General features: G+C 69.2%; 22 protein-coding genes. 11 read left to right on the top strand and 11 right to left on the bottom strand.

Going from position 1 to position 18,543, the window contains the following annotated elements:
- Window positions 1-31 precede the first annotated feature (31 nt).
- From D103_RS0108730 to D103_RS0108680, 11 genes are all read right to left on the bottom strand, one after another.
- Window positions 32-499, bottom strand: a complete 468-nt coding sequence (locus tag D103_RS0108730; protein WP_018865599.1) for a PTS sugar transporter subunit IIA — start codon at window positions 497-499, stop codon at window positions 32-34.
- A gap of 3 nt (window positions 500-502) precedes the next feature.
- Window positions 503-841 carry a ribosome hibernation-promoting factor, HPF/YfiA family gene (gene hpf, locus D103_RS0108725; protein WP_018865600.1) on the bottom strand — a complete coding sequence of 113 codons (339 nt, stop codon included), beginning with the start codon at window positions 839-841 and terminating at the stop codon, window positions 503-505.
- Between the two features lie 16 nt (window positions 842-857).
- Window positions 858-2,339, bottom strand: coding sequence for an RNA polymerase factor sigma-54 (locus D103_RS0108720; RefSeq protein WP_018876518.1), 1,482 nt, complete (start codon window positions 2,337-2,339; stop codon window positions 858-860).
- Window positions 2,340-2,428: 89 nt separating this feature from the next.
- The gene (gene lptB / locus D103_RS0108715) at window positions 2,429-3,199 is read right to left on the bottom strand and encodes an LPS export ABC transporter ATP-binding protein (protein WP_018865602.1); all 771 of its coding nucleotides are present in this window, start codon (window positions 3,197-3,199) and stop codon (window positions 2,429-2,431) included.
- The gene (gene lptA, locus D103_RS0108710) at window positions 3,196-3,723 is read right to left on the bottom strand and encodes a lipopolysaccharide transport periplasmic protein LptA (protein ID WP_018865603.1); all 528 of its coding nucleotides are present in this window, start codon (window positions 3,721-3,723) and stop codon (window positions 3,196-3,198) included. The genes lptB and lptA overlap by 4 nt, the downstream gene beginning before the upstream one ends.
- A complete protein-coding gene (gene lptC, locus D103_RS0108705) occupies window positions 3,704-4,249 on the bottom strand; it encodes an LPS export ABC transporter periplasmic protein LptC (protein ID WP_018876517.1) in 546 nt (181 codons plus the stop codon). Before lptC ends, lptA begins: the two co-directional genes overlap by 20 nt.
- Window positions 4,250-4,287: 38 nt before the next feature.
- Window positions 4,288-4,827 carry an HAD family hydrolase gene (locus D103_RS0108700; RefSeq protein ID WP_018865605.1) on the bottom strand — a complete coding sequence of 180 codons (540 nt, stop codon included), beginning with the start codon at window positions 4,825-4,827 and terminating at the stop codon, window positions 4,288-4,290.
- Window positions 4,827-5,804: a KpsF/GutQ family sugar-phosphate isomerase gene (locus D103_RS0108695; RefSeq protein WP_018865606.1), complete on the bottom strand. Its 978-nt coding sequence runs from the start codon at window positions 5,802-5,804 to the stop codon at window positions 4,827-4,829. The genes D103_RS0108700 and D103_RS0108695 overlap by 1 nt, the downstream gene beginning before the upstream one ends.
- On the bottom strand, window positions 5,801-6,778 hold the full coding sequence (locus D103_RS0108690) for a calcium/sodium antiporter (RefSeq protein ID WP_018876516.1): 978 nt from the start codon (window positions 6,776-6,778) through the stop codon (window positions 5,801-5,803). Before D103_RS0108690 ends, D103_RS0108695 begins: the two co-directional genes overlap by 4 nt.
- A gap of 56 nt (window positions 6,779-6,834) precedes the next feature.
- Window positions 6,835-7,761, bottom strand: a complete 927-nt coding sequence (locus D103_RS0108685) for an NAD-dependent epimerase/dehydratase family protein (RefSeq protein WP_018876515.1) — start codon at window positions 7,759-7,761, stop codon at window positions 6,835-6,837.
- 15 nt (window positions 7,762-7,776) lie between these two features.
- The gene (locus D103_RS0108680) at window positions 7,777-8,874 is read right to left on the bottom strand and encodes an LLM class flavin-dependent oxidoreductase (protein ID WP_018865609.1); all 1,098 of its coding nucleotides are present in this window, start codon (window positions 8,872-8,874) and stop codon (window positions 7,777-7,779) included.
- A gap of 102 nt (window positions 8,875-8,976) precedes the next feature.
- Here D103_RS0108680 and D103_RS0108675 point away from each other — a divergent pair, with 102 nt between their 5' ends.
- From D103_RS0108675 to hisC, 11 genes are all read left to right on the top strand, one after another.
- Window positions 8,977-9,630 carry a hypothetical protein gene (locus tag D103_RS0108675; RefSeq protein ID WP_018876514.1) on the top strand — a complete coding sequence of 218 codons (654 nt, stop codon included), beginning with the start codon at window positions 8,977-8,979 and terminating at the stop codon, window positions 9,628-9,630.
- A gap of 73 nt (window positions 9,631-9,703) precedes the next feature.
- On the top strand, window positions 9,704-10,537 hold the full coding sequence (locus D103_RS0108670; protein ID WP_026143123.1) for an ABC transporter ATP-binding protein: 834 nt from the start codon (window positions 9,704-9,706) through the stop codon (window positions 10,535-10,537).
- Entirely contained in the window at window positions 10,530-11,312 is a 783-nt protein-coding gene (gene mlaE, locus D103_RS0108665; RefSeq protein ID WP_018876513.1) for a lipid asymmetry maintenance ABC transporter permease subunit MlaE, read from the top strand. The genes D103_RS0108670 and mlaE overlap by 8 nt, the downstream gene beginning before the upstream one ends.
- A 28-nt stretch (window positions 11,313-11,340) precedes the next feature.
- Entirely contained in the window at window positions 11,341-11,799 is a 459-nt protein-coding gene (mlaD, locus tag D103_RS0108660) for an outer membrane lipid asymmetry maintenance protein MlaD (RefSeq protein ID WP_018876512.1), read from the top strand.
- 46 nt (window positions 11,800-11,845) lie between these two features.
- Window positions 11,846-12,490, top strand: coding sequence for an ABC transporter substrate-binding protein (locus D103_RS0108655; RefSeq protein ID WP_018865612.1), 645 nt, complete (start codon window positions 11,846-11,848; stop codon window positions 12,488-12,490).
- Window positions 12,487-12,804: a lipid asymmetry maintenance protein MlaB gene (locus tag D103_RS0108650; protein ID WP_018865613.1), complete on the top strand. Its 318-nt coding sequence runs from the start codon at window positions 12,487-12,489 to the stop codon at window positions 12,802-12,804. The genes D103_RS0108655 and D103_RS0108650 overlap by 4 nt, the downstream gene beginning before the upstream one ends.
- A 90-nt stretch (window positions 12,805-12,894) precedes the next feature.
- Window positions 12,895-14,154 carry a UDP-N-acetylglucosamine 1-carboxyvinyltransferase gene (murA, locus tag D103_RS0108645; RefSeq protein ID WP_017942742.1) on the top strand — a complete coding sequence of 420 codons (1,260 nt, stop codon included), beginning with the start codon at window positions 12,895-12,897 and terminating at the stop codon, window positions 14,152-14,154.
- A 37-nt stretch (window positions 14,155-14,191) separates the two neighbouring features.
- Window positions 14,192-14,842, top strand: a complete 651-nt coding sequence (hisG, locus tag D103_RS0108640) for an ATP phosphoribosyltransferase (protein ID WP_017942743.1) — start codon at window positions 14,192-14,194, stop codon at window positions 14,840-14,842.
- A gap of 11 nt (window positions 14,843-14,853) precedes the next feature.
- The gene (locus tag D103_RS0108635) at window positions 14,854-15,921 is read left to right on the top strand and encodes a 3-deoxy-7-phosphoheptulonate synthase (protein ID WP_017942744.1); all 1,068 of its coding nucleotides are present in this window, start codon (window positions 14,854-14,856) and stop codon (window positions 15,919-15,921) included.
- 37 nt (window positions 15,922-15,958) lie between these two features.
- Window positions 15,959-17,260, top strand: a complete 1,302-nt coding sequence (hisD, locus tag D103_RS0108630) for a histidinol dehydrogenase (protein ID WP_018876511.1) — start codon at window positions 15,959-15,961, stop codon at window positions 17,258-17,260.
- Complete coding sequence (gene hisC, locus D103_RS0108625; protein ID WP_026280319.1) at window positions 17,257-18,351, top strand: histidinol-phosphate transaminase; 1,095 nt, start codon at window positions 17,257-17,259, stop codon at window positions 18,349-18,351. The genes hisD and hisC overlap by 4 nt, the downstream gene beginning before the upstream one ends.
- Window positions 18,352-18,543: the final 192 nt, after the last annotated feature.

Here is an 18,543-nt window from a genome sequence, read left to right as displayed (position 1 = left end):
GGTGGCGTGGCAGGGTGCGGGGCGCACGGGATCAGCCCTCGCGGAAGCGGCGGACGAGTTCCTGTTCCAGGCTGGCGGCATCGCCGGCCCGGCGCAGGGCGGCAATGGTGTCCGGTTGCGAAAGCCCGCGCGCCAGCTGGGCCAGCAGGTCGAGGTGATCGCTGGTGGCGGCCTCCGGGACCAGCAGGGCGATCAGGATGTCGACCGGCTCGTGGTCCATGGCGTCAAAGTCGACGCCGCTCTCCAGGCGCAGGACGGCCACGCGCGGAGCCTCGAGATCGGCCAGGCGGCCATGGGGGATCGCAACCCCATGGCCCAGGCCGGTGGAGCCCAGCTTTTCGCGCGCGGACAGGGCCTCGAAGATCGCGGTGCTGCCCGGTCCGCCGGCATCACCGCCGCCGGCGAGGAGTTCCGACAGGGCCTCCAGGGCCCGCTTCTGACTGGAGCATTCCGGCTCCAGGCGGATGCGCTCGGCGGTGATCAGCTCGGCAATGGACATGGGTCAGGAGGCCTGCTCGCGGTTGCGCTGGGCGCCCTCGGCCCGGTGATGATCCTTGACCTTTTCCTTGTGCTTGATCAGCTGGCGGTCGACCTTGTCGATCAGCGCGTCGATGGCGGCGTACATGTCCTCGTGGGAGGCCTCGGCGTGGATGTGATTGCCGCTGACCTGGAGATTCGCCTCGGCCTTGTTGAACTGGTTCTGGGTCTTCTCGTGGGTCAGCACGACGTGCACGTCGATGACCTTGTCGAAGTGGCGCTCCAGCTTCGCGAACTTCTCGTTGACGTAGTCGCGCAGGGCGTCGGTGAGGTCCACATGGTGGCCGGTCAGGTTGATCTGCATGGTCGGGACTCCTTGGTTACTTGTGGCCGGTGGGCATCGAGGCCATCTGCCGGCGTTCGCTGGATGAAGGGATGTGCATCGCCTCGCGGTACTTGGCTACGGTGCGACGCGCCACATTGATGCCCCGGTCCGCCAGGATCTGGGCGAGCCGGGCATCGCTGAGCGGCTTGTTCGCGGGTTCGTCGTCGATCAATTCGCGAATCATGGCACGGATGGCGGTGGCGGAACACTCGCCACCGTCGTTGGTGCCGACGTGGCTGGAAAAGAAATACTTGAACTCGAAGACCCCGCGCGGGGTGTGCATGTATTTCTGGGTTGTGACCCGGGAGATGGTCGATTCGTGCATCTCCAGGATCTCGGCGATATCGCGCAGGATCAATGGCTGCATCGCGACCTCGCCGTGTTCCAGGAAGCCCTGCTGGCGATGGACGATCGCCTCGGCGACGCGCAGCAGGGTGTCGTTGCGGCTGTGCAGGCTCTTCAGGAACCAGCGCGCCTCCTGCAGCTGGTCGCGCATGAAGGCGCTGTCGCGGGCATCCGATACCTGGCGCACCATGCCGGCGTAGAGGTCGTTGATACGGATGCGTGGCGCGATCTCCGGGTTCAGCTCCACGCGCCAGCCCTCCGGGGTGTGGCGCACGTAGACATCGGGCACCACGTATTCGGAGGTGGCGGCACTGATCTGCGCGCCCGGCCGCGGGTTCAGGGTGCGGATCAGGTCCAGGGCGCGCGCCAGTTCGTCCGGGTCGCGCACACCCGACTGGCGTTGCAGGGCTTTGTAATCCCGCTTGCCCAGGCTGTCCATGCCGTGTTCCAGGATCGCCCGGGCGGCCTCGCGGGCGGGGGCGTCCGGGGCCAGTTCGCGCAGCTGGATCTCCAGGCATTCGCGCAGGTCGCGCGCGCCCACGCCCAGCGGGTCGCATTGCTGGATCCAGTGCAGGACCGCCTCGACCTCGTCCACGCCGACGGGTTCGTCCTCGCCGCGGCTGATGGTCTCGGCCAGGGTCTCGAGGTCGCCTTCGAGATAGCCATCGGGGCTGATCGCGTCGATCAGGGCCGCGCCGATGCGCTGGTCGCGCGGGGTCAGGTGGCTCAGGTGCAGCTGCCACAGCAGGTGGTCCTGCAGGCCCTCGCCGTCATCGTCACTGGTGTTCTCCAGTGGGTCGCGGTCATCCACGCCCTTGGGGGCGGGCGGCGGTTCGTAGATGTCGTCCCAGCGGCTGTCGGTGGTGAGCTCCTCGGGAATCACGTCATCGCTGGTGGTAGTGGCCTCCATGCGGTCGCCTTCCACCACCTCGCCCTCCGCGTCCAGGCGCTCGGTCGCGGCCATCTCGTCCTCGTCCTCCACCTGCTCCAGCATCGGGTTGCTCTCCAGCGCCTGCTGGATCTCCACCTGTAGTTCGAGCGTGGACAGCTGCAACAGGCGAATGGCCTGCTGCAGTTGCGGGGTCATGGTGAGCGTCTGACCCAGCTGAAGATTCAGGCCGGGTTTCAGCATTGGCTGTGCGGGGCGCGGGTGACCATAAGAGCGATCTTAAATCGTGCCTCGTGGTTTGTGCACCGGCGCGGGTTGTGCGCGTGCCGGCATCACAGGCGGAAATTCTCGCCGAGATAGACCCGGCGCACCTGGGGGTCGGCCAGTAGCTCGTCGGGTGTCCCGGCGGCCAGCAGGCGCCCCTCGCTCAGAATATAGGCCCTGTGGCAGATCCCGAGGGTCTCGCGCACGTTGTGATCGGAGATCAGAACCCCGATGCCGCGCGCTGCAAGGTGGCGAATTACATCCTGGATATCGCCCACCGAGATCGGGTCCACCCCGGCAAAGGGCTCGTCCAGGCAGATGAATTGCGGGTCACCGGCCAGGGCCCGCGCAATCTCGGCGCGCCGACGTTCGCCGCCGGACAGCGCGATCCCGGGGCTGTGGCGCACGGTCTCGAGCTGAAACTCCTCGATCAGCGCGTCGCCGATACGCCGGCGTTCGTGGCGGTCCAGTCCGGGACGCAGTTCCAGCACGGCCTGCAGGTTGTCCCACACGCTCAGGCGGCGAAAGATCGAGGCCTCCTGGGGCAGGTAGCCGAGACCGGCGCGGGCGCGCACGTGGATGGGCGCGCGGGTGATGTCGTGCCCGCCCAGGGTGATGCGCCCGGCGTTAGGGCGGATCAGCCCGACCAGGCTGTAGAAGCAGGTGGTCTTGCCGGCGCCGTTGGGACCCAGCAGGCCGACCACCTCGCCCGGTGCGAGGTCGACATCCACCTGGTCGAGCACGGTGCGCTGGCCGTAGCGCTTGGTCAGTTCGCGCCCGATCAGGCGATCACGGGCCTCGGCGGGTGCTGGCGCCGGGCTGGTGGCGGGTGCGTTCATTCGTCGTCGCGTGGCTGGATGGTGATGCGTACGCGTTCGCTGTCGTCCTCGCCGCGTTCGGCCTCGATCACGTCGGTGGTCAGGTCGTAGGTGATGCGCTTGCCGCGCGCCTCTTCGCTGGCGGTGATCACATGGGCCTGGTCGGTGAGGATCATGCGGTCATCGTTCAGCAGGTAGTCGATGCGCAGCGCGGTGGCGATGCGCATCTCGCCGGTCTCGGGGTCGGGGGATTCCAGGCGGGCCGGCTCGCCGTGGGCCTCCATCTCGTAGGGGCGACGATCCCGGGTGCGCACGTAGACCGTGTCGGCCTCCAGCGTCATGTCGCCGCGGATCACGATCACGTCCCCGGTGTAGGTGCCCAGGCCCTGGCGTTCGTCCATCTCCGCGTGGTCGGCGGTGATCTCCACCGGCAGCGAGGGTCCCGACCCCTGCTGGCCCAGGGCCGGCGTCGCCAGCAGGGCGGAGAGGAGGCCGGCCGCCGCAAGCAGGCCCGGCAGGCGGCGGCTATTCGGGATCGGGGTCATGCGCGGGGTCCTCCTCGCTCGCCTCGCTGTAGAGCGAGTACACGTCATGGAACAGCTCTATGGTATCCGCTCGCGAGTCCACGCGCAGGCCGGTGCCGCGCTGGAACAGCCCGGGCTGGTTCAGGGTGGAGAGGGCGTCCGAGGTGGCGATCATGGTGTCTGTGGCGATGCGTACATCCCGCGAGTCGATGACCGTCTGCACGCGTTCGCCGCGGGCTGGTTGTACGCCGTGGGTGGGGCCGACCAGGTCCAGGGTTTCGTCAGCCGGGCGGTGCAGGGCCGCCGGGGCGGTCCAGCGCCATTCGATACCGCCATCGGCGAACAGGTCGAGTTCCGGGTCATCCACCCACTGCGGCCCGTCGCGGCCGAATTCGCGCAGTCGGGTGCCCTGCAGCCGGTGGGTCCGCTCACCGTCGTCGCCGGTGGCGTGCAGCGTGAATCCGTCGATCTGCAGGGTCACCTCGCCCTCGGGCGGGGTGACCTCGGCGGTTGCGGGGCTTGCGCACGCCAGCGTGAACAGGACCAACGGCGGCGCCAGACCGTACCGGTTGCGTCTCCGCCGGCTCATCCGTTCAGGTAGGTCTCGAGTAGGGCGTCCAGCCGGTCCTGCGCGGCCAGCAGCCCCTCGCAGGCCTCGCGCACGGCGCCGCGCCCGCCGTGGGCCTCGGTGACCCACTGGGCGTGGCGGCATACCAGCGGGTGGGCGTCCCCGACCGCGATCCCGAGCCCGACCCGCTGCATGGCCGGCAGATCGACGATGTCGTCGCCCATGAAGGCGGCTTCCGCCGGGTCATGGCCGGTGCGCTGCAGCAACTCGTGCAGGGCCTCGCCCTTGTCGCGGCGACCCTGGATCAGGTGCTCCACGCCCAGGTCCCGCATGCGGTGTTCGACCACCCCGGAGGTGCGCCCGGTCAGGATGGCGATGTCGAGGCCGCCGTCCAGCGCCAGGCGGATCCCGTGGCCGTCGCGGCTGTTGAAGGCCTTGTACTGCTCGCCGCCATCGCCCAGGAACAGGCTGCCGTCGGTCAGCACGCCGTCCACGTCCAGGATAAGCAGGCGTACGGCCTGCTGGCGGGTGCGCAGGGTCGCGGCATCCAGGTTCATCAGGCCACCCCGGCGCGCAGCAGGTCGTGCATGTTGATCACGCCGACCAGGCGCTGGTCGGCGTCGGTGACCGGCAGGGCGTTGATGCGCCGGCTCTCCATGGTCTCGAGTGCTGTGACCGCCAGCCAGTCGGGCTGCGCGGTGTGGCCGCCGGTGGTCATCGCCTCGCCGATGGTCAGGCCGTCCAGGCTGTGCCCGGCATCCAGGGTGCGGCGCAGGTCGCCATCGGTGAACACGCCCTGGATGCGGTCGTCGGCGCCGGCCACGATCACCAGCCCGAGGCCCTTGCGGGTGATCTCGAACAGGGCGTCCTTCAGCGGGGCCTCCGGCGTGATGCGCGGGATCGCGTCGCCGGTGTGCATGATGTCGGCGACATGCACCAGCAGCCGCCGGCCCAGCCGGCCGCCAGGGTGCGAGCGGGCGAAGTCGTTGGCGGTGAAGCCGCGTGCATCCAGTACCGCGACCGCCAGGGCGTCGCCCATCGCCAGCGCCGCGGTGGTGCTGGAGGTGGGGGCCAGGCCCAGCGGGCAGGCCTCGCGCTCGACACTGACGTCGAGGTGCACGGTGGCGTCGGCGCCCAGACGCGAGCCGGGGTTGCCGGTCATCGCGATCAGCGGCACGCCCAGGCGCCGGATCAGCGGCAGGATGGTGAGGATTTCGTCGGTCTCGCCGGAGTTCGACAGCGCGATGACCACATCCTCGCGGGTGATCATCCCGAGATCACCATGGCTGGCCTCGCCCGGGTGCACGAAGAACGCGGGGGTGCCGGTGGAGGCCAGGGTCGCGGCCAGCTTGCTGCCGATGTGCCCGGACTTGCCCATGCCGGTGACGATCACGCGGCCCTTGCACTCGAGGATGCAGCGGCAGGCCTCGAGGAAGCTGTCGTCGATGCGCCGGGCGAGGTTGTGCACGGCCTCGGCCTCGTCGTTGAGGACGGCCAGGGCCAGGTTGCGGGTGGTTTCGGGGTTGAAGTTCATGCAGTTGCCGTAATTCCCAAATAGACAAGGTAGCTTGCGAAGGCGACGAGGAGAAGGGCGCCCTGCCAGCGCAGGATCTGTCCCCGGCGGCCCAGCGCGATCAGGAACAGGGCCACCGTCAGTGCCAGCATCACGGGATAGTCGCGTGCGAGGACGTCGGCGTCGATTGCCAGCGGCGCGATCAGGGCCGGAACCGCCAGCACCGCGAGCAGGTTGAACAGGTTGGAGCCGACCACGTTGCCGATCGCCAGCCCCGCCTCGCGGCGGAAGGCGGCGACCACCGATGTGGCCAGCTCGGGCAGGCTGGTGCCGATCGCGACGATGGTCAGGCCGATGACGAGATCGCTGACTCCCAGTTGTTCGGCGATTTCCACCGCGCCCCAGACCAGGGCCTGGCTGCTGGCCAGCAGGAGCAGCAGCCCGAACACCAGCCACGCAATCGCGGGACCGAGGCGATCGCTGTCCGGGATGGTCTCCACCATGCCGCGCACGACTTCGGGGGCATCCTCGCCCGAGGCCTGTTGCGCGCGGCGGGCGGTCAACGCCATCCAGGCGGTGAATGCGGTCAGTCCCGCGAGCAGGGCGATGCCTTCCATCCGGCCCAGCTCGCCGCCGACCAGCAGGAGCAGTACGCCGAAGCTGACCAGCAACAGGATCGGCAGTTCGCGGCGAACCATGCCGCGGCCAATCGCCAGTGGTGCGACCACCGCGGCGGCCCCCAGCACCAGTGCGATGTTAGCGATGTTCGAGCCGATCGCGTTGCCTACCGCCACGCCCGGGTTGCCCTGCAGGCTCGCGAGGACCGAGACCACGAGTTCCGGGGCCGAGGTGCCGAAGGCGACAATGGTCAGGCCGATGACCAGCGGGCTCACGCCGACCCCGCGGGCAAAGGCGGAGGCGCCGAACACGAAGCGGTCGGCACTCCAGGTCAGCAGGATCAGGCCGACGATGACGGCGGCGATGGGTAGGGCCATGGGGCAGACGGGTCCCGAACGGTCAGGCCGCGATTGTAGCGGATTGGGGCGCTGTGTCAGTGGCGCAGGCGCTCCAGGCACGCGGCGGTACTGACCCGCGGGGCCCAGCCCAGCTGCTCGCGGGCGCGGGCGCAGTCCAGCACCAGCGGGCCGTCCAGCCCGCGCACCCACCCGGGGTCGCCCGCGCGGGCGCTCAGGCGCCAGGCCAGCGGGTGCAGGGCGCGGATCAGTCCCAGGGGGACCGGTACCCCCCAGCGCCGCTGGTGGCGAGCCATGGCCCGCAGTGACCAGGCGGGTTCGGCCCCCAGATTGAAGGTGCCCTGTGTGCGGGTGGTCACGCTGCGGGCGATCGCCGCCGCGGCGTCGTCCTCCCACAGGATCTGCACCGGCTGCTCGCCCGCGGCGGGATAGAAACGTCCGCGGGCGATCTGCAGCAGCAGCGGGTGCGCATGCGGCCCGACGATCGCGGGTGGGCGCAGGATGGTCACGCGGCATTCAGGGCGTTCGCGGGCGAGGGCGCGCAGGGCCTGCTCCACGGCCACCTTGTCCTCTGCATAGGGGAAGCGCGGCCGGGTCGGGTGGTCTTCGGTCAGGGGCTGCGGGCTGTCCGGCCAGGGGCCGTAGACCGCGGCGCTGGACAGGAACACGAGGTGGCGCACGCCGGCGGCGATCGCGGTCCGAAAGACCTGATCACTGAGGGCGACATTCTGCTGCCGGACCCAGGCACGGTCGTGGCGGCGGCCGTGGCCCCCCATCAACTGGAAGGCGAGGTGCACCAGGGTGTCGACCCCGGCCAGATCCTCCGGCCGGAGCCGCGTCAGGTCGCCCACCCGGGCCTCGCAGACGGCGGCGCCTCCCGGCGGGGGGAGTGCCGGCGGGGTCCGGTCCAGCGCGAGGATGCGCAGGATCGCCGGCTCGCGCGCCAGGGCGGGCAGCAGGGCCTGTCCCACGCATCCGGCCGCGCCGGTCACGGCGATATGCATGGGTCCGTGTGGCCCTCAGGTCGCGCTACGGGCGACGGCTGGAGCGGGATCGGCGAACGCGGGCATGACCTCCTCCGCGAAGCAGTCCATGGACTCCTCGGCCAGGGCCTGCGGGACGGCGCCGGCGCCGAAGGCGAGCAGGACCTGGTCGACCCCCGCCTCGCGCAGTCCCTCGATGCGCTCGCGACACTCGGCGGGCGTGCCGACCAGCGTCATGCCCAGCATATCGAGGATCTTCAGGTTGATCCCGGCCTTGACCAGATGGCGGAAGCGGCCCAGCGAACGGTAGTAGTCGTAGCCGTCGATCAGGCGTTCCAGCACCGGCAGGGTCTGCTGGAACATGTGGCGATAGAACCACTCGAACGCGGGCTTGGCCTCGCGCCGGGCGCGTTTGCCGTCCGGCAGGCACAGGACTCCAAGCGTCATGCCGACGCGCGGCGGATGGGCGATATCGGTGCGCGAGGCATCCCAGGCCTCGTGGTACAGGCGGATGTCCTCGCGGATCATCTGCCAGGGCTTGAACGGGCCCGCCAGCGCCCCGATGCCCTGCTCGGCCGCCCAGGTGAAGGACTCCGGGCTGACCGCGGCGGTCCAGATCGGCGGGTGCGGGGCCTGCACCGGGCGCGGCATCACGGGCACGTCGTCCAGGTGATGGAACGGGCCGTCCTGGGTGATGCGGCCGGTCGCGAAGGCCTGGCGCAGCGCGTCCAGCCCGGCATCGACCCGCGCGCGGGACTCGCTCATCTCGGCCCCGAATGTGGCATATTCGCGCGGCGAGAAGCCGCGTCCGATGCCGAGGTCCAGCCGACCGCCGGAGAGCTGGTCCAGCATGCCGACCCGCTGGGCCACCCGCAGCGGGTGGTGGTAGGGCAGGGGCACTACGCCGAGCCCCAGGCGCAGGTGCTCGGTGCGCTGGCTGGCGGCGGCCAGGACCAGGTCCGGCGCGGTGGAGTGCGAGAACTCCGGCATCAGGTGGTGTTCCACCAGCCAGGCGGTGCCGAAGCCCAGGCGGTCGGCCCGCTCCCACAGGCGCAGGGTGTTCTCCAGCACCTCCGATTCGGAGGTCTGCAGGAAGTCGGGCACCGAGAGTTCATGGAACAGGTCGAAGCGCATGGCGCAACTGTGCCGCGCGCACGGGGGCGATACAAGCAGACTGCGCGAGGATACGGTTACAACGTGGTGATGGTCGGGCGGTGACGGCACGGAAGGAGAGACATGACGAACGATCAGGAAGCGCTGGCGCTGCAGGCCGCCGGAGTCGCGGGCCCCGGCGAGGACTGGTGGGAAGGCTTCTTCCCGGAGGATCTGCCGCGCGAGTGGCAACTCGAGTATTACACCCACTATCACAGCCGCCTGCTGCTGCCCGCCGCGCTGTGGCTGGAGACCTCGGCCCCCGCGTTCGGCGACTGGGACGAGGCCGTCGCCCCCGCGCTGCGGCTGACGCTCGAGTGGCCGGCGGAGGTTACGCCCGAGTCGGGGGCCGCGCGGGCGCTCGCGCTTGCCGAGGCCGCGGGCCCCTGTCTGCAGGCAGTGGCGCCGGGGCCGATGACGGCGGCGCAGGTCTCGGCAATCCGGGAGGCGCTCGAGGCGGCCGGCCTGGCGCGACTGATGGTCTATGGACCCGGTGAGCCACATACGATCACCCACGCCGAGGCGGCTTTGTTTTATCCGGCCCCGACGGGATCGACGACCGTGGGTGGAGCCTGGCAGATCACCCCCGAGCCGGGCCTGGGCGCGCCGGGCTGGCGTGCGCTGGTGGAGGCCCTGGGTGCGGCCGGCGGAAGCGGCGAGACTCCGGTCTTCCTGCGGGCCCGCCCGGACCGTCTGTCGGACTTTCGGACCATCGCCCAGCTACTGGGAATGGGATGAGCATCTCCCCGTGGGTTTGACGGTCCACCGGCCGGCGGCCAGACTTCCGGGTTCTTAATGGCGAGGAGCGCGCGTGGCTGACCCGGCAGTGGCAGACAGTCCGCATATCGTGATCGAGAACCTGCGTTTCCGGCGCGGGCGCAAGGTGGTCTTCGACGACTTGTCGATGCGTATCCCGCGCGGGCAGGTGACGACCGTGATGGGCCCCAGCGGCAGCGGCAAGACGACCCTGCTGCGCCTGATCGGCGGACAGCTGCGCCCGGACGCGGGGCGCATCTGGGTGGATGGCCAGGAGGTGGCGAAGCTCTCCACCCGCCGCCTGTACGCCCTGCGCAAGCGCATGGGCATGCTGTTCCAGAGCGGCGCGCTGCTGACCGACCTTTCCGTATTCGAGAACGTCGCCTTCCCGCTGCGCGAGCACACCGATCTGCCGGAGGATGTGCTGCACGCACTGGTGCTGCTGAAGCTGGAGGCGGTGGGTCTGCGCGCGGCGCGCGAGCTGGACCCGGCCTCGCTGTCCGGGGGCATGGCCCGGCGCGTCGCCCTGGCGCGGGCCATCGCGCTGGACCCGGACCTGATCCTCTACGACGAACCGTTCACCGGGCTTGATCCGATCACCATGGGCCAGATCGTCAGCCTGATTCGCCAGACCAACGAGAGCCTGGGGCTCACCAGCGTGCTGGTCTCGCACGATGTGGCGGAGGCCATGGCGATCTCCGACCATGTGGTGCTGATCGCCAATGGCCGGGTGGTGGATGCCGGGCCGCCGGACGAGCTGGAGGCGCGCGCCTCCGACTGGAGCGCGCAGTTCCTGCAGGGCCGCCCGGACGGGCCGGTGCCGTTCCACTATCCGGGCGCGTCCTATCGCGACGACCTGCTGGGACAGGGGGAGCGCCGCGATGACTGACGCGATTGCCTCGCTGGGCCGGACCACGATCAACGCCCTGGTGGTGTTCGGTCGCGCCTTCGTCTTCCTGATGCGGGTGCTGGCGAGCCTCGATATCGTCATCCGTCGGTTCGGCCTGACACTCGCCCAGGTGTATTCGGTGGGCGTGCGCTCGCTGCTGATCATCATCGTGTCGGGGCTGTTCGTCGGCATGGTGCTCGGGTACCAGGGCTACATCACGCTGGTGAACTTCGGCGCGGCCGAGGCCCTGGGCGGGGTGGTGGCGCTGTCGCTGGTGCGCGAGCTGGGTCCGGTGGTTACCGCGCTGCTGTTCGCCGGCCGCGCCGGCTCGGCGCTGACCGCAGAGCTGGGCCTGATGAAGACCACGGAGCAGCTCTCGGCGATGGAGATGATGGCGGTGAATCCGTACCGCCGGATCTTCGCGCCACGCTTTGTCGCCGGATTCCTCTCCATGCCGCTGCTGGCCGCGATCTTCAGCGCCGTAGGGGTGATGGGTGGCTATATCGTCGGGGTGGGGCTGCTGGGCGTGGACAGCGGCGCCTACTTCTCGCAGATGCAGTCGGTGACCGACTGGAACGAGGATGTGCTGTCCGGCGTGATCAAGAGCATCGTGTTCGGCTTCGTGGTGACCTGGATCGCGGTGTTCCAGGGCTTCAACGCGCAGCCGACCTCCGAGGGCATCTCGCGCGCGACCACGCAAACGGTGGTGGTCGCGTCGCTGGCGGTGCTGGGCCTCGATTTCATCCTGACCGGGCTGATGTTCGGCGCGGGTTGACCAACCAGTATTTCCCTAGGGTGGCAATATGAAGGTACGTTTCTTCGAACTGGCAGTGGGTGTCTTCGTACTGCTGGGCATCGGGGCGCTGTTCTACCTGGCGGTCCAGGTCAGCAACGTGACCGACTACCACGACCGCGACACCTACACGGTGACCGGCTACTTCGACAACATCGGCGGGCTCAAGACCCGGGCCCCGGTCACGGTCTCGGGTGTGCGCATCGGCCGGGTTGCGGATATCCGCTACGATCCGGAGCGCTTCCGCGCCGAGGTGACCCTCGCCATCCGCTCGGAGCACGACTATCTGCCGATGGATACGCAGGCGGCCATCCATACCGCGGGGCTGCTGGGCGAGCAGTACATCGCCCTGGAGCCGGGCGGCGACTACGAAACCCTGCAGGACGGCGACGAGCTGATGTTTACCCAGTCGGCCCTGGTGCTGGAGAACCTCATTGGTCGTTTCATGACCAACCTGGGTAGTGACTGATTCGCCCAAACCCGGAGCAAGAGACATGACACGGTTGCGTGACTATATGTGGAGCCTGCCGCTGGGGCTGATGGTCCTGCTGCTGGCGGCGCCGGCCCAGGCCGACAATCCCGCCGAGATCATCCAGCAGTCCATCGACGCGGTGTACGAGGAGCTGCGCGCCAACGAGTCGCGTGCGCAGGAGGATCCGGACTTCGTGATCGGTGTCATCGAGGACAAGATCCTGCCGGGCGTGGACGTCAACGGCATGGCCCGGCTGGTCCTGGCGCGCCACTGGCGGGATGCCAGCAGCGAGCAGCAAAGCCGGTTTACCGAGGCCTTCAAGAACACGCTGCTGCAGGCCTACGGGGTGCAGCTGGCCGACCATCTGGACAAGGATGTGCGCGTGATCGAGCGCCGCTCGCGCCAGGACGAACGCATGGCGGTGGTGGCCACCGAGGTGGTGATGGGATCCGGCCAGTCGAACATCCAGGTGAACTACCGGCTGCGCCCGGTGAACGGCGAATGGAAGGTCTTCGATGTCGAGGCCGAGGGGCTCAGCTTCGTGGGCAACTTCCGCACCCGCTTCAACGAGGAGATCAACCGCGACGGTCTGGACGCCCTGATCGAACGCCTGGAAGACGGGGACGAGAGCCTGGTCGAGGACGCGGTGGGCGATGCCATCCAGGACAACGGGGCCGGCAACCCGTGAGCGATGCACAGATCCGGGCCGATGACGGTGGCCTGGTCGTCAGCGGGCCGCTGACCTTCGCCACCGTCTCCGGGCTGGAGGCCCGGGCGCGCGGGCTGATGGCGCACCTGCCGGAGCATGCACGGGTGGACCTGTCCCGGGCCGGACGCATCGACAGCGCCGGCGTGGCCTTCCTCGTCATCCTCTGGCGCCGGGCGCGGGAGCAGGGCCGCACGCTGGTCTTCGAACCCCTGCCGGACGGGCTTCGGCCGCTGCTGGGGCTGTATGACCTGGAGGCGATCATCACCGACTCCGCGGCCCGATCCGTGGCCTGACCCGGGCGAACGGGCGAGTGCCGCGCGGATTCGTTATCATGGCGCGTTTCGCCGGGCCATGGTCGGTCCGGCGGTGAATCCGGGCACCCCATGGACAAGCTGATCATCACCGGAGGCGGCCGACTCGAGGGTCAGGTCTGGATCTCCGGGGCCAAGAACGCCGTGTTGCCGATCCTGTCCGCCACCCTGCTGGCGGACGGGCCGATGACCATTGGCAACGTCCCGCACCTGCAGGACGTCACCACGACCATGGAGCTGCTCGGGCGCATGGGCGTAAGCCTGACGGTCAACGAGCGCATGCGCATCGAGGTCGACCCCACCACGCTGACTCAGTGCGTGGCACCGTACGATCTGGTGAAGACCATGCGCGCCTCCATCCTGGTGCTGGGGCCGTTGCTGGCGCGCTTCGGCGAGGCCGAGGTGTCGCTCCCGGGTGGCTGTGCGATTGGCTCGCGGCCGGTGAATCTGCACCTGCGTGGCCTCGAGGCCCTGGGCGCCGAAATCGATGTCGACGGCGGCTACATCCATGCGCGCGCGGATCGCCTGAAGGGCGCGCGGGTGGTGTTCGACCAGGTCACCGTGACCGGTACCGAGAACCTGCTGATGGCCGCGACCCTGGCCGAGGGCGAGACTCTGATCGAGAACGCCGCGCGCGAGCCGGAAGTGATCGATCTGGCGGACTGCCTGACGGCGATGGGGGCGAAGATCCAGGGCGCCGGCACCGACACCATCCGGGTGCAGGGCGTGGAACGCCTGCACGGCTGCGAATACGACGTGATGCCGGATCGAATCGAGACCGGTACGTTCCTGGTTGCGGCGGCCGTGACCCGCGGGCGCGTACGCTGCCGCAATACCCGTCCCGAGCTACTGGATGCGGTCCTGGCCAAGCTGGTCGAGGCCGGTGCCCGCGTGGATACCGGGCCCGACTGGATCGAACTGGACATGGAAGGCCGCCGGCCGAAGGCGGTGAACCTGCGCACCGCGCCGTTCCCGGCCTTCCCGACCGACATGCAGGCGCAGATGATGGTGCTGAACACGGTCGCCGAGGGCACCGGCTCGGTGGTGGAGACGGTCTTCGAGAACCGCTTCATGCATGCGCTGGAGCTGCAGCGCATGGGCGCGCACATCACGATCGAGGGCAATACCGCGATCGTCGAGGGTGTGGAACGGCTGGTTGGCGCGCCGGTGATGGCGACCGACCTGCGGGCCTCGGCCAGCCTGATCATCGCCGGTCTGGTGGCCGAGGGCGAGACCGAGGTGGACCGCATCTACCATATCGACCGCGGCTACGAGTGCATCGAGGAAAAACTGAGCCAGATCGGCGCGACCATCCGTCGCGAGCCGGTCTGATACGCGACTCACACGGAACCGGACGAACGCCTGACCCATGATGGATCCCAACGCCCTGACCATCGCCCTGTCCAAGGGCCGCATCCTCAAGGACACCCTGCCGCTGCTGGCCAGCGCCGGGATTGAACTGCTGGAGGATCCGGACAAGACGCGCAAGCTGATCCTCGACACCAACCGCGAGGACGTGAAGATCGTGGTGGTGCGCGCGACCGACGTGCCTACCTATGTGCAGCACGGCGCGGCATCCATTGGCGTGGCCGGCAAGGACGTCCTGATGGAGCACGGGGCCGCGGGGCTGTACGAGCCGCTGGACCTGCACATCGCCCAGTGTCGCCTGATGCTGGCCGGGCGCCCGGGCCAGCAGCCGGACCCGCAGCAGCGCCTGCGCATCGCCACCAAGTTCGTGAACATCACGCAGAACTATTTTGCCCAGCAGGGCCGTCAGGTCGAGATCATCAAGCTCTACGGCTCGATGGAACTGGCGCCGCTGGTCGGTCTGGCCGACTACATCGTGGACCTGGTCGATACCGGGAACACCCTCAAGGCCAATGGCCTGGAGCCGCTGGAACTGATTACCCCTATCAGTTCCCGGTTGATCGTGAACCAGGCAGCCATGAAGATGCGACATAGAACCATTCAAAATCTCATCGAGGGCCTGCGGGAGGCCGTCACGCCCGCGACGACGTAACCGAGAACACCATGACCGCCGATACCGACGACCTCCGAATCCGCGAAATCCAGGAGGTGTCCGCCCCGGACACCGTCCGCGAGGAGCTGCCGATCACCGATGCGGCCGCCGACACCGTGTTCGAGGCACGCCAGGCCTGCCACCGCATCCTGCACGGCGAGGACGATCGCCTGCAGGTGATCGTCGGCCCCTGCTCGATCCACGACGTGGATGCCGCGCTGGACTATGCCGATCACCTGAAGACCCTGCGCGAGGAACTCTCCGATGCCCTGCACATCGTGATGCGGGTGTATTTCGAGAAACCGCGCACCACGGTCGGCTGGAAGGGCCTGATCAACGACCCGGACCTGGACGGCAGCTTCCACATCAACAAGGGCCTGCGCGTGGCGCGCGGGCTGCTGCGCGATCTGGCGGTCAAGGGCATGCCGGCGGCTACCGAATACCTCGACCTGATCAGCCCGCAGTACATCGCGGACCTGGTCGCCTGGGGCGCGATCGGCGCACGCACCACCGAGAGCCAGGTGCACCGCGAACTGGCCTCCGGCCTGTCCTGCCCGGTGGGCTTCAAGAACTCCACCGACGGCAGCCTGCGGGTGGCGATCGACGCGATCCGCTCAGCCTCGCGCCCGCACCACTTCCTGTCGGTGACCAAGGCCGGGCGCTCGGCAATCTTCTCCACCACCGGCAACGACGACTGTCACATCATCCTGCGCGGCGGCAAGCAGCCGAACTACGATGCCGCGAGCATCGAACAGGCCTGCAAGGAGCTGCGCATGGCCGAGCTTCCGGAGATGGTGATGGTCGACTGCAGCCACGCGAACAGCCGCAAGGACCCGCAACAGCAGGTCGAGGTGGCACGGGTGCTGGGCGAACAGATCGCCGGCGGTGACCGACGCATCATGGGTGTGATGCTGGAGAGCCACCTGACCGGCGGCCGCCAGGACATCCTGCCCGGCAAGCCGCTGAAATATGGCCAGAGCATTACCGATGCCTGCATGGGCTGGGACGACAGCGAGGCCACCCTGCGCCTGCTGGCCGAGGCCGTGCGGGCCCGCCGCAAGACGCCCGTGCCTGCCTGACAAGACGTCCGTGCCCGTCTGAACCGAGGAATACGCCATGCCCTCCATTGCCCGACTCGATACCCAGCAGCCCGACTTCGACCAGGCCCTGGAGCACCTGCTGTCCTGGGAGTCCGTTGCCGACACCGGCGTACGCGATGCGGTGGACGAGATCCTGGGGGCCGTGCGCGCCGAGGGCGATGCGGCCGTGCTGCGCTACACCGCCAAATTCGATCGCCTCGATCGCCCTGCGGTCGCGGACCTGGAGATCCCGCACGAGCGCCTGCAGGCCGCGCTGGAATCCATCCCGCCGGAGCAGCGCGCGGCATTGGAGACCGCCGCCGCGCGCATCCGCCAGTACGCCGAACACCAGAAGATGCAGGACTGGGACTTCACCGACGAAGACGGCACGGTCCTCGGTCAGCGCGTGACCGCGCTGGATTCCGTCGGCCTGTATGTGCCCGGTGGCAAGGCGGCCTACCCGTCCTCCGTGCTGATGAACGCGGTCCCGGCGAAGGTCGCCGGCGTCGAGCTGCTGGTGATGGTCGTGCCCGCCCCGGGCGGCGAACTGAATGATCTGGTGCTGGCCGCGGCCGCCGTGGCCGGGGTGGACCGCGTGTTCACCGTGGGCGGCGCCCAGGCGGTGGCGGCCCTGGCCTATGGCACCGATACCATCCCGGCGGTGGACAAGATCGTCGGCCCCGGCAACATCTTCGTGGCCGCGGCCAAGCGCGAGGTGTTCGGCACGGTCGGCATCGACATGATCGCCGGCCCGTCGGAGATCCTGGTGGTCTGCGACGGCGAGACCGACCCGGACTGGATCGCGGCCGACCTGTTCTCGCAGGCCGAGCATGACGAACAGGCCCAGTCCATCCTGCTGTCCTGGGACGCGGCCTTCCTCGACCGCGTCGCCGAGGCCATGGACCGCCTGCTGGCCGAGATGCCGCGCGCCGAGATCATCCGCACCAGCCTCGACAAGCGCGGGGCGCTGGTGAAGGTACGCGACTCGGCCGAGGCCGTTGCCGTTGCCAACCGCATCGCCCCGGAACACCTGGAGCTGTCCGTGGCCGATCCGCAGGCGATGCTGGACGCCGGCCTGCGTCACGCCGGCGCGATCTTCATGGGCCGCTACACCTCCGAGGCCCTGGGCGACTACTGCGCCGGGCCCAACCACGTGTTGCCGACCTCGCGTACCGCGCGCTTCTCCTCGCCGCTGGGTGTCTACGACTTCCAGAAGCGCTCGAGCATCATCCACTGCTCGGCCGCGGGCGCGGCGAAGCTCGGCACGACCGCCGCCGCGCTGGCGCACGGCGAGGGCCTGACCGCGCACGCGCGTTCCGCCGAACTGCGCAGTCGATGACCGCACGCTCGACACGAACCCCGGACGCCCTGATGCGCCCGGAGGTCTTGGCGCAGCCGGCCTATCAGGTGGCCGACGCAACCGGCCTGATCAAGCTGGACGCGATGGAGAACCCGCACCCCTGGCCCGGCGCGCTGGAAGACGCCTGGCTGGAGGCCCTGCGCGACCCGCAACTGAATCGCTACCCGGATGCCCAGGCGCTGGGCCTGGCCGGGCAGGTGCGCGCCGCCCACGGCGTGCCCGAGGCCGCCGGGCTGATGTTCGGCAACGGCTCCGACGAGCTAATCCAGATCCTGATCACGGCGATCGCCGGGTCTGGTCGACCGGTGCTGGCGCCCGAACCGACCTTCGTGATGTACGGCGTGCTGGCCCGGGCGCTGGGCGTACCGTTCGTTGGCGTGCCCCTGAACGCGGACTTCACCCTGGATCTCGCGGCGATGCGCGCGGCGATGGCCGAGCACAACCCGGCCGTGGTGTTTCTGGCCTACCCCAACAACCCCACCGGGACGCTGGACGACGCCGCGACGGTGGAGGCGGTCGTCGACGCGAATCCGGGGGTTACCGTGGTCGACGAGGCCTACGCCCCGTTCGCCGCGCACAGCTTCCTCTCGCGGGTCGGGGTGGATGACGGCCTGCTGGTGATGCGCACGGTGTCCAAGCTGGGGCTGGCCGGTGCGCGGCTCGGCTATCTGGCCGGCACCCCGGCCTGGATCGACGCGCTGGACCGGCTGCGCCTGCCGTACAACATCAACACCCTGACCCAGCGCTCCGTCGCCTTCGCCCTGGATCATCGCGAGGCACTGGATGCCCAGGCGCGGGGGATCATCGACCAGCGCGACCGCCTGGGCGAGCGCCTGGCGGCCACGACGGGCGTCGAACAGGTCTTTCCGAGCCAGGCGAACTTCATCCTGTTCCGGGTGCGCGAGGGACACGGGCATGCGACCTTCGCCGCCCTGCGCGACGCCGGCATCCTGATCAAGGACGTCGGCCGCGCGCATCCCCTGCTCGCCGACTGCCTGCGCGTCACGGTCGGGCGCCCCGACGAAAACGACGCCTTCCTGGCGGCGCTGGGGCAGGCCCTCTCCACCTGACACCTTCCTGGTCGCACCACCGTGGGCAGGGGCTTCGCCTGCGAGCAGGCTCCTACCGGCTGGGGGGGGTGCGAATGCCGCCCTGCGGCGGGATGCCGCCCAATCGGCCACACCCCCGAAGCTCTCCTTCCAGCCTTCTCATCTTCCTGTTAACCGAGACCCAAACTTCTCCGTGTCCTCTGTGCGCTCTGT

Source organism: Thioalkalivibrio sp. ALE31 (genome assembly GCF_000377405.1).
Classification (GTDB): domain Bacteria; phylum Pseudomonadota; class Gammaproteobacteria; order Ectothiorhodospirales; family Ectothiorhodospiraceae; genus Thioalkalivibrio.
Note: the sequence above shows the minus strand (reverse complement) of the source record. Positions and strands in the feature narration are given on the sequence as shown.

Excerpts from the sequence above, each read along its gene's own strand:
- D103_RS0108635 (WP_017942744.1), top strand. The coding sequence starts at position 14,854 with ATGACCGCCGATACCGACGACCTCCGAATCCGCGAAATCCAGGAGGTG.
- D103_RS0108685 (WP_018876515.1), bottom strand. The coding sequence starts at position 7,761 with ATGCATATCGCCGTGACCGGCGCGGCCGGATGCGTGGGACAGGCCCTG.
- D103_RS0108720 (WP_018876518.1), bottom strand. The coding sequence starts at position 2,339 with ATGCTGAAACCCGGCCTGAATCTTCAGCTGGGTCAGACGCTCACCATG.
- hisC (WP_026280319.1), top strand. The coding sequence starts at position 17,257 with ATGACCGCACGCTCGACACGAACCCCGGACGCCCTGATGCGCCCGGAG.
- mlaD (WP_018876512.1), top strand. The coding sequence starts at position 11,341 with ATGAAGGTACGTTTCTTCGAACTGGCAGTGGGTGTCTTCGTACTGCTG.
- D103_RS0108695 (WP_018865606.1), bottom strand. The coding sequence starts at position 5,804 with ATGAACTTCAACCCCGAAACCACCCGCAACCTGGCCCTGGCCGTCCTC.
- mlaE (WP_018876513.1), top strand. The coding sequence starts at position 10,530 with ATGACTGACGCGATTGCCTCGCTGGGCCGGACCACGATCAACGCCCTG.
- hisD (WP_018876511.1), top strand. The coding sequence starts at position 15,959 with ATGCCCTCCATTGCCCGACTCGATACCCAGCAGCCCGACTTCGACCAG.
- D103_RS0108730 (WP_018865599.1), bottom strand. The coding sequence starts at position 499 with ATGTCCATTGCCGAGCTGATCACCGCCGAGCGCATCCGCCTGGAGCCG.
- murA (WP_017942742.1), top strand. The coding sequence starts at position 12,895 with ATGGACAAGCTGATCATCACCGGAGGCGGCCGACTCGAGGGTCAGGTC.
- D103_RS0108655 (WP_018865612.1), top strand. The coding sequence starts at position 11,846 with ATGTGGAGCCTGCCGCTGGGGCTGATGGTCCTGCTGCTGGCGGCGCCG.
- D103_RS0108675 (WP_018876514.1), top strand. The coding sequence starts at position 8,977 with ATGACGAACGATCAGGAAGCGCTGGCGCTGCAGGCCGCCGGAGTCGCG.
- hisG (WP_017942743.1), top strand. The coding sequence starts at position 14,192 with ATGATGGATCCCAACGCCCTGACCATCGCCCTGTCCAAGGGCCGCATC.
- D103_RS0108680 (WP_018865609.1), bottom strand. The coding sequence starts at position 8,874 with ATGCGCTTCGACCTGTTCCATGAACTCTCGGTGCCCGACTTCCTGCAG.
- lptA (WP_018865603.1), bottom strand. The coding sequence starts at position 3,723 with ATGACCCCGATCCCGAATAGCCGCCGCCTGCCGGGCCTGCTTGCGGCG.
- D103_RS0108700 (WP_018865605.1), bottom strand. The coding sequence starts at position 4,827 with ATGAACCTGGATGCCGCGACCCTGCGCACCCGCCAGCAGGCCGTACGC.
- D103_RS0108690 (WP_018876516.1), bottom strand. The coding sequence starts at position 6,778 with ATGGCCCTACCCATCGCCGCCGTCATCGTCGGCCTGATCCTGCTGACC.
- hpf (WP_018865600.1), bottom strand. The coding sequence starts at position 841 with ATGCAGATCAACCTGACCGGCCACCATGTGGACCTCACCGACGCCCTG.
- lptB (WP_018865602.1), bottom strand. The coding sequence starts at position 3,199 with ATGAACGCACCCGCCACCAGCCCGGCGCCAGCACCCGCCGAGGCCCGT.